We start from the raw sequence: 6,000 nt of genomic DNA, 5'->3' as shown, positions 1-6,000 counted from the left end.
CATCGTCGGGATCGTCCAGGCCGCGAGCCGCAGCAAGAAGGTGGCCTTCGTCAACGTCCCCAATGCGGATGCCATCGTCGCCCGCCTGCCCCGGCTTCAGGTCGTGACGATGCCCGCCGAGACCTTCGGCGGCAGTCCCAAGGTGCCCGCCGAAGACGTGACCACGGTGGGTGCCTCCTACCGGCTGATGGCCCGGTCGAGCCTGTCGCGCCCGGTGGCGGCGGACGTGACCCAGCACCTGTTCGAATTGCGCAGCGGCATGGCCAACATCGCCCCCGCTGCCGACTATCTCCAGGCGCCGCATTACGACAGCACCGCCGCCGCCACGAGCGCGCGCCTGCCCATCCATCCGGGTGCCGTGGATTATTTCGAGCGCGAGCAGCAGAGCTTCGTCGAACGCTACGAGACCTGGATCTACCTCGTCGCCTTTCTCGGCGGCGGCATCGGCTCGGCGCTCGCATGGGTGGGGCAGCGCCTCTCCCGCTTGCGGCGCGAGCGCGTCGAGGAGGCGACCGACCGCCTGCTCGAGATCCGCCACGAGGCCCAGGACAGCACCGATGCCGGGCGGCTGGAACTCCTCGCCCGCGAGATCGACGACCTCGCTGGCGATATCGCGCGGCACGCCCTCGAACGGCCAACCGAGGCCAAGACCATGTCGGCGGCGGCCATCGCCATCGATGCCGCCCGGTCCACGGTCAAGCGCGCCATCGCCGGCGCGGCCGGGCGCGCGCAGGCGGACGATCCGGAACTGGCCGGGCGCATGACGCCGACGGCGGCGGGGACCACGGACAGCGTGGCGTAAGGGGGCCGTGTCGGCTCCCGCTCAGGCCGCGTAACGATCGACGGCGAGGTCGTCGCCCGCGATCTCGGGGGTGCGGCCCGTGACGAGGTCGGCCAGCAGGCGGCCCGAGCCGCAGGCCATGGTCCAGCCGAGCGTGCCGTGGCCGGTATTGGTGAACAGGTTGGACACCCGCGTCGCCCCGACGATCGGCGTGCCGTCCGGAGTCATGGGACGCAGGCCGGTCCAGAAGGTCGCCTTGGTCAGATCGCCGCCCGCCGGGAAGAGATCGGTGACCGAGCGTGCCAGCGTCTCTCGCCGGGGATCGCGCAGGACGTGGCTGAAGCCCGCGAGTTCCGCCGTGCCGCCGACGCGGATGCGCTCGCCGAGGCGGGTGATCGCGACCTTGTAGGTCTCGTCCATCACCGTCGAGACCGGCGCGGCCTCCGCGTCGGTGATCGGCAGGGTCAGGGAATAGCCCTTCACCGGATAGACCGACACCGCGATGCCGAGCGGGCGCAGCAAGGCCGGGGTGTAGCTGCCGAGCGCCGCGACATAGGCATCCGCCTGCAACCGCTCGCCCGTCGTGGTCTCGACGGCCGTGATGCGGCCGCCCTCGTGGTCGAGGCGGGCGATCGAGACGCCATAGCGGATCGTCACACCCATTTCCTGGCAGAGGACGGCGAGCGCCTTCGTGAACAGGTGCGCGTCGCCGGTCTCGTCGCCGGGCAGGCGCAAACCGCCGACGAACACGCCGCCCACCCGCGCCAGGGCCGGCTCGGCGGCGATGCAGCCCGCCGGGTCGAGCACCTCGTAGGGCACGCCGTAGGCGTCGAGCACCTTGGTGTCGTCGCCCACATGGTCGAGCTGCTTCTGCGTCCGGAAAAGCTGGAGCGTGCCCTTCTCCCGGTGGTCGTAGGCGATGCCGGTCTCGGCGCGCAGATCGCGCAGCACGTCGCGGCTGTATTCCGCGAGACGCACCATGCGGCCCTTGTTGCGGGTGTAGGCATCCTCGTTGCAGTTGGCGAGCATCCGCGCGAGCCAGCCGTAGAGGCGCGGCTCCAGCCGCGGCCACAGGACCAGGGGCCGGTGGCGCATCATCAGCCACTTCAAGGCCTTCACCGGAATGCCCGGTGCCGCCCAGGGGGCCGAATAGCCCGGCGAGACCTGCCCCGCATTGGCGAAGCTGGTCTCCAGCCCCGCGCCCGGCTGGCGCTCCAGCACGGTGACCTGATGCCCGGCCTTGGCGAGGTAGTAGGCCGAGGTGACGCCGACGACGCCGCCACCGAGAATCATGACATGCATGGTCGACCTCACGCGTGGGAATAGGTGCGATGGAAGCGGCGCCCGAGGCGCGTCAGCACCTCGTAGCCGATGGTGCCGGATGCCTCGGCGAGGGCGTCCACCCCCTGCTCCGGCCCGAGAAGGTCCACGAGTGAGCCGGGCCCGATGGCGCCGGGAGCCACATCCGTCACGTCGAGGACGATGCTGTCCATGGAGACCCGCCCCATCAGCGGAAGCCGTGTGCCCGCGATCCAACCCGCGAACCCGTCCGTCGCGCGGGGAAACCCGTCCGCGTAGCCGATCGCGACGGTCGCGAGACGCGAATCCCGTGCCGTCACGGCCCGGTGGCCATAGCCGACCGGCGTGCCCGCCGGGACGGAGCGCAACTGCATGACGCGGGCGCGCAGGCCGACCACGGAACGCAGCGGGTTGTCCCGGCCCGGCTGAGGCGCGACGCCGTAGAGGGCCGCACCGGGGCGGACCATGTCGAAGTGATAGTCCGGCCCCAGGAAGATGCCCGAGGAGGCCGACAGGCTCGCGGGCACCATCGGCAGGCGCTGGCGGAATGCGGAGAAGGTTGAGAGCTGTGCCGCATTGGCCGGGCCATCCGGCGTGTCGGCACAGGCGAGGTGGCTCATCACCAGCCGCAGGGAGAGCCCGTCCAGGGCATCCGGAGCGTCGAGCAGGGCGGCGGCCTCGGCCGGGTCGAAGCCGAACCGCGCCATGCCGGAATCGATCTGGAGGATCGCGGGCAGACGCCGTTCCAGCCGCCGGGCGAGCGCCTTCCAGGCGGCGAACTGACAGGCATCGTTGAGGACGGGCACGAGGTCGTGCGCGGCGCAGGCCTCCTCGCTGCCGGGGGTGGCACCATTGAGCACGCCGATCACCGGCCCCGGTCCGAGGATGGCACGGAGGGCGACGCCCTCCCCCACCAGGGCGACGAAGAAGTGGCGGCATCCCGCCGCCGCGAGGGCGGGGGCGACCCTGTCGGCCCCGAGCCCGTAGGCATCGGCTTTCACCACGGCGGCGCAGGCAGCCCCCTGGGCCTTGCGGGCGAGGAGGCGATAATTCTGGACGATCGCCCCGAGATCCACGGTCAGGAAGGCGGCGGCGTGCGCGGCGGGGCCGGTCTCCTGGCGAATGTCCCGATCGACGATGCCCATGCCGTGCCCTGCCTCTTTCGGAGCCATGCCCAAGCTACACGCAGAGGCAGAGAATTTCCGGCGGTTCGTTCGAAGGTGATTGCGTTCTGAGCTTAGCGGTGCAAGCTTCTGCGGTCTTCTCGAAGGTCCTTGCTCACCGCCATGGACGAAATCGACCGTCGCATCATTCAAGCCCTGCGGGCCGACGGGCGGATCAGCAATGCCGACCTCGCGGCGCGAATCGGCCTGTCCGCCTCCGCCTGCCACCGCCGGGTGCGGGCGCTGGAGGAGAGCGGGATCATCCGCGGCTACACGGCGATCATCGGCGGCGTCACCGATGAGCCTGGGCTGGTGGTGCTGACGCAATTCACCCTCGACAGGCAGACGGAAGATTACCTCAACCGGTTCGAGGCCGCCGTCCGCCGCTGTCCCGAGGTGCAAGATTGCTACCTGATGACCGGCACGGCGGATTACCTCGTGAAGATCAAGATCGCGGATGCCGCCGATTACGAGCGGTTGCACAAGGAGGTGCTGTCGCGGCTGCCGGGGGTCGCGAGGCTGCAATCGAGCTTCGCGATCCGCACCGTCGTGGCGGGGCGGATATGATGGCCCGCCCGGATCTGCGTCTGCTGCGCGCCTCCCTCGACGGTCGGGAGCACGTGATCGACATCGCCGATGGCTGCATCGCCGCGATCCGCGCGGCGCATGAGCCGATGCCGGAGGCGGCGCGCCTCATCGACCTCGCCGGGGCGCTGGTTCTGCCGGGGCTGACGGATGCGCATGTCCATCTCGACAAGTGCCTGCTCGGGCTGCCCTGGCGCCCGCACCGGGCGGCGGGCTCGGTGCAGGCGCGCATCGCGGACGAGAAGGCGTTCCGGCGGGACAACCGCATTCCCCTGGCCGAGCAAGGCGCCACGGCCCTGCTGGAGCGGATGCTGCGCGGCGGCACGACCAGCCTGCGCACCCATGTCGACATCGACGATGTGACCGGCCTCAACCATCTCGCGCAGATTCTCGACCTGCGGGCGCAATGGGCCGACAGGATGCGGATCGAGATCGTCGCCTTCCCGCAGAGCGGCATCCTCGCCTGCCCGCCCGTGGCGGCGTTGCTCGACGAGGCCTTGCGGATGGGAGCCGACCTCGTCGGCGGTCTCGACCCGCATGGCATCGACGGCGATGCGCAGGCGCCCCTCGACGTCGTGTTCGGGCTGGCCGAGCGGCATGGGCGCGGCATCGACCTCCATCTCCACGATGGCGGCGAGGCGGGGCTTTCCGAGATCGAGGCGATCATCACCCGTACCGCGGCCGGAGGCCTCGGCGGGCGGGTCGCGATCAGCCACGCCTTCGCCCTGGCCGATGCCGACGACGGGCGCCTTGGGCGGATCGCCGAGGCGATGGCGCGGGCGGGCGTCACACTCATCAGCAGCGTGCCGGGCGGGCGGCGCTGCCCGCCCCTCCCACGGCTGCGGGAACTCGGCGTGGCGATCTGCTTCAGCACGGACAATGTGCGCGATTGCTGGAATCCCTCCTCGGTGACGGGGATGATCGACCGGATGAGCCTCGCCGCCTACCGGTTCGACCTTCGGGCGGACGAGGCGCTGGCCGGGCTCCTCGACCACGCCACCGCCATCCCAGCGCGGGCGCTGGGCCTCGGGTCCGGCGCGGTGGCACCGGGACGCGATGCGGATCTCGCGGTGTTCGAGGCCTCCTGCCTGCCCGAGGTGATCGCGGAGCGGCGCCCGCCCTTCCTCGTCCTGGCGCGGGGCGCTATCGCCTGGAGGGCGCCGTGACCGACCGGGCCCTGCGCTACTTCCTCGCGGTGGTGCGAGCGGGTTCGGTGCGGGCCGCCGCCGAGACCCTGAACGTCGCCGCCTCGGCGGTGAGCCGCCAGATCATCGAGTTGGAGGCGGAGGTCGGGGAAGTGCTGCTGGAGCGCCTGCCCCGGGGCGTCGTGCCCACCGAGGCGGGGCGGATGGTGGCCGAGCACGCGCAGCGTCAAGCCGACGAGGCCGCCCTCCTCGATGACCGACTGAAGCGCCTGCGTGGGGTGCAGCAGGGCACGATCCGCCTGTGCTGCGGGGCGGGCTTCGTCATCGACCTCGTGGACAACGCCCTGGCCGGCTTCGCCGAGGCGCATCCCGGCATCGCCTATCAGATCGAGATCGGCACCACGGACGGCATCCTCGCCGCCGTGGCCCAGGGCGAGGCGGATCTCGGCCTCGCCTACAATCCCCCTGCCCGGCCGGACGTGTACGGCATCGTCTCCGCGCGCCAGCCGCTGCTCGCCATCCTGCCGAAGGGGCATCCCCTCGTCCGCTCGTCCGGCCCGGTGCCATTGCGCGCCTTCGCCACCGAGCCCGCCGTCCTCCTGCCCCCCGATCACGGGGTGAGGCAATTGCTCGGCCGGGCGGAGGCGGATGGCGGCTTCCGCCTCGTACCCCGGCTCGAAACCTCGGCCTTCGAACTGCACCGCCGTTTCGTCACGGCGGGGATGGGCGTCGCCTTCCTGCCCCGCTTCGTCGTCGCGGCCGAGTTGCAGGCCGACCTGCTCCACGCGGCGCCCCTGCGCGATCCCCTGCTCACCGAGGCGAGCGCCCATCTCGTCGTCCGCACCGGCCGCCGCCTGCCGGAGGGGATGGGGCGACTGGTCGGCTGGCTCGCAGAGCGGATGGTCGCGTTCCGGGCCACCTCCTAAGCATTATCGTTCGCAAAATCCGCACATCACGTGCCAAATTCCATTCTTGTCGCAACGCTTTCGCAGGCGGATACCGTTTGCCAGCGAAAAGGCGGATCGGC

General features: G+C 71.1%; 5 protein-coding genes and 1 pseudogene (1 of these 6 running past the window's edge). 4 read left to right on the top strand and 2 right to left on the bottom strand.

The window, feature by feature from the left end; translation table 11 throughout:
• A pseudogene (locus ACFQE0_RS21815) lies at positions 1–802 on the top strand (TAXI family TRAP transporter solute-binding subunit) (it extends 622 nt beyond the left edge of the window).
• A 21-nt stretch (positions 803–823) separates the two neighbouring features.
• Here the strand turns inward: ACFQE0_RS21815 and ACFQE0_RS21810 are convergent.
• Together ACFQE0_RS21810 and alr are read right to left on the bottom strand one after the other, a co-directional pair.
• Positions 824–2,083 (bottom strand): D-amino acid dehydrogenase, encoded by a 1,260-nt coding sequence (locus ACFQE0_RS21810; protein WP_378973380.1) that lies wholly within the window; start codon positions 2,081–2,083, stop codon positions 824–826.
• Between the two features lie 8 nt (positions 2,084–2,091).
• Positions 2,092–3,225, bottom strand: coding sequence for an alanine racemase (gene alr / locus ACFQE0_RS21805; RefSeq protein WP_378973377.1), 1,134 nt, complete (start codon positions 3,223–3,225; stop codon positions 2,092–2,094).
• 141 nt (positions 3,226–3,366) lie between these two features.
• On the opposite strand from alr, the gene ACFQE0_RS21800 reads away from it, so the two are divergent.
• The 3 genes from ACFQE0_RS21800 to ACFQE0_RS21790 are packed head-to-tail and all read left to right on the top strand — an operon-like array spanning position 3,367 to position 5,899.
• Positions 3,367–3,810 (top strand): Lrp/AsnC family transcriptional regulator, encoded by a 444-nt coding sequence (locus ACFQE0_RS21800; RefSeq protein ID WP_378973375.1) that lies wholly within the window; start codon positions 3,367–3,369, stop codon positions 3,808–3,810.
• A complete protein-coding gene (locus tag ACFQE0_RS21795) occupies positions 3,807–4,994 on the top strand; it encodes an amidohydrolase (protein ID WP_378973373.1) in 1,188 nt (395 codons plus the stop codon). Before ACFQE0_RS21800 ends, ACFQE0_RS21795 begins: the two co-directional genes overlap by 4 nt.
• On the top strand, positions 4,991–5,899 hold the full coding sequence (locus ACFQE0_RS21790) for a LysR family transcriptional regulator (protein ID WP_378973370.1): 909 nt from the start codon (positions 4,991–4,993) through the stop codon (positions 5,897–5,899). Before ACFQE0_RS21795 ends, ACFQE0_RS21790 begins: the two co-directional genes overlap by 4 nt.
• Positions 5,900–6,000: the final 101 nt, after the last annotated feature.

Origin of the sequence: Methylobacterium komagatae, assembly GCF_042661665.1 — a bacterium.
GTDB lineage: Bacteria > Pseudomonadota > Alphaproteobacteria > Rhizobiales > Beijerinckiaceae > Methylobacterium > Methylobacterium komagatae.
Note: the sequence above shows the minus strand (reverse complement) of the source record. Positions and strands in the feature narration are given on the sequence as shown.